Origin of the sequence: Campylobacter sp. RM19072 (assembly GCF_024723485.1) — a bacterium.
GTDB classification, from domain to species: domain Bacteria; phylum Campylobacterota; class Campylobacteria; order Campylobacterales; family Campylobacteraceae; genus Campylobacter; species Campylobacter porcelli.
Map to the genome: position 1 here is coordinate 1 of NZ_JANQCU010000038.1, position 2,104 is coordinate 2,104.

General features: G+C 24.0%; 4 protein-coding genes and 1 tRNA gene. All 5 read right to left on the minus strand.

Annotation, left to right across the window (positions count from 1 at the left end):
- Positions 1-81: 81 nt before the first annotated feature.
- The 5 genes from CSUIS19072_RS08290 to CSUIS19072_RS08310 all read right to left on the minus strand — a co-directional run bounded on the left by CSUIS19072_RS08290 (position 82) and on the right by CSUIS19072_RS08310 (position 2,084).
- Complete coding sequence (locus CSUIS19072_RS08290; RefSeq protein ID WP_086238138.1) at positions 82-714, minus strand: LysE/ArgO family amino acid transporter; 633 nt, start codon at positions 712-714, stop codon at positions 82-84.
- 2 nt (positions 715-716) lie between these two features.
- On the minus strand, positions 717-1,052 hold the full coding sequence (locus tag CSUIS19072_RS08295; RefSeq protein WP_086238134.1) for an ACT domain-containing protein: 336 nt from the start codon (positions 1,050-1,052) through the stop codon (positions 717-719).
- Positions 1,049-1,396 (minus strand): 2OG-Fe dioxygenase family protein, encoded by a 348-nt coding sequence (locus CSUIS19072_RS08300; RefSeq protein ID WP_086238129.1) that lies wholly within the window; start codon positions 1,394-1,396, stop codon positions 1,049-1,051. Before CSUIS19072_RS08300 ends, CSUIS19072_RS08295 begins: the two co-directional genes overlap by 4 nt.
- Positions 1,279-1,875 (minus strand): hypothetical protein, encoded by a 597-nt coding sequence (locus CSUIS19072_RS08305; RefSeq protein ID WP_141082473.1) that lies wholly within the window; start codon positions 1,873-1,875, stop codon positions 1,279-1,281. Before CSUIS19072_RS08305 ends, CSUIS19072_RS08300 begins: the two co-directional genes overlap by 118 nt.
- Positions 1,876-2,007: 132 nt before the next feature.
- Positions 2,008-2,084, minus strand: a tRNA-Ile gene (locus CSUIS19072_RS08310).
- Between the last annotated feature and the right edge of the window lie 20 nt (positions 2,085-2,104).

Here is a 2,104-nt window from a genome sequence, read left to right on the forward strand (position 1 = left end):
AGGGAAATTAAATAACTTCACTTTTTAAGATATTCTTTAAAAGTGAGTTGGAATTATACAAGAGTAATGCTTAAAGAATTATTAAATATATAGTATTTTTAAAAGAAATTTTACTAGCGTTAAAACAACAAAAAACATAATAATAGCAATAAATATATCTATAATCCTGTTAATTATTGGTTTTGATAAGAAGTGACTAAATTTTTTAGCACCAAAGCCTAATGAAAAAAACCATATAAACGAAGCAGAAAGACTACCAAATGCAAAAAGTATCTTCTCTTTAATATCAAATGTTAAAGCTGAAGCTCCTACCACAAAAACAGTATCTAAATAAACATGGGGATTTAAAAGTGTAATACAAAGGGTTAAAATAATAGTTTTTTTAATAGAAAAATTTGAATGCTCCATTTCAAATTTCATACTATTTTTATTAGAAAAAGCTGAAATTAATGCTGTTATAGCATAATAGCTAACAAATAAAATTCCAAAAGTTGTGATTAATATATTTACTACCACATTTTTTGCTATAACTTCACCAACACCGAAAATTCCAGCTAATATCAATACAAAATCACATAAAAAACATACAAGACAAACATAAAATACATTATTTTTAGCTATACCTTGTCGCAAAACAAAAGCATTTTGAGCTCCAATTGCCATAATCAACGAAAGTGATAGAAAAAATCCTTTTAAAAAAATAAAATTTTGCATAACTATAATCCAAAAATTTTCTTTACTTTATCAAAATCATTTTTATTAACAAAAATATAATCTCTTTCGTAAGCTGATACAACTAATACACTTATACATTCTTCTTTAAGCGGTCTTAATAGCTCAAACAAGATACCGCTTTGTGAAAAATCAAAAATTTCATCTATATAAAATGCTTTAAAAATTTGCGTATTATATGAATTTTTTAATTTATTTTTTATAATTGTATAACAATCAAACTCATTAACTACGCAAAATAAATCATCAGATAAATTTATTGTGGCATTTTTATCTATTTTTTTTATTACGAATTCCCCACTTTGAATTTTTAATTTCATTCTAAAACCTCTATATCAAAACCTACACTAGACCTATAACCAACTTCGTTAATATTTATTTGAGAAATTTCTGTTACTTCATGCCATAATCCACTATTTAAATCTGGCTGAATAATTCCTTGACCATTTTTTAATATCGTTTCAAATATTTTTGTTTTTTTATCATTTTTATAGATTATACTTTTTGCACCATTGATATTTTGTCTATCGATAACAAAAGCAGACACTATAAAATCCATTCCATCTTGGTGTATTCCTTCTGGTGAATTTGTAGATTTTCTACCATTTTCACAGAATATAAAAGTATGATGAACTGTAATTGCAAATTTAGATTTTTTATATATCTACCTATTTTAAAAGAGACGAATTTAAGCATAGTTCTTAAATCATCATCAAATAAATTATCAGGCAATTCTTTAAATTTTCTTTCACTTTTTCTATAATCAAACTTTTCATCTGCTATAAATGCGAGAGATTGGAGAAAATTATTTGCAGGCATTCTTTCAATTTTAAAATTTTCATCTTTAATATCTATAATATATTTAGAAATAAGTCGTTTTCTACTAGGTATAAATAATGAAATTGTTTTTAAAACGCTACTATCTAAATTTATAGATGAAAAATCAAAATTAATATTTTTATACATTTCATCGTTATTAATTTTCATAAATTTAGAGATATAATCGATTTTGTTTTTATGTAACAAATATAAATCATCTTCATATTCATCATAATATGATTGTAGTTTATTTTGAATTTTTCCTAAATCCAAACCAATGTCAATGCAATCAACAATAGTAATAGGAAAAGCTATCTTACTCATTTCTTAACTCCTAAAAAATAGGAATTATATAAGATATAAAATAAATTAAAAATAGAAAATAAAATTCAAAAATAAATTTAAAAAAAAATTAAGAAATATAATAAAAATATTCATCAGTAGACAAAATATAAATGGTGGGCCTAACAAGACTTGAACTTGTGACCTCACCCTTATCAGGGGTGCACTCTAACCAGCTGAGCTATAGGCCCTTAAATAACTACTTTATAAA

What these genes read in the sequence shown, in the direction of transcription:
- CSUIS19072_RS08305 (WP_141082473.1), bottom strand. Translation starts at nt 1,875, where the DNA reads ATGAGTAAGATAGCTTTTCCTATTACTATTGTTGATTGCATTGACATT.
- CSUIS19072_RS08290 (WP_086238138.1), bottom strand. Translation starts at nt 714, where the DNA reads ATGCAAAATTTTATTTTTTTAAAAGGATTTTTTCTATCACTTTCGTTG.
- CSUIS19072_RS08295 (WP_086238134.1), bottom strand. Translation starts at nt 1,052, where the DNA reads ATGAAATTAAAAATTCAAAGTGGGGAATTCGTAATAAAAAAAATAGAT.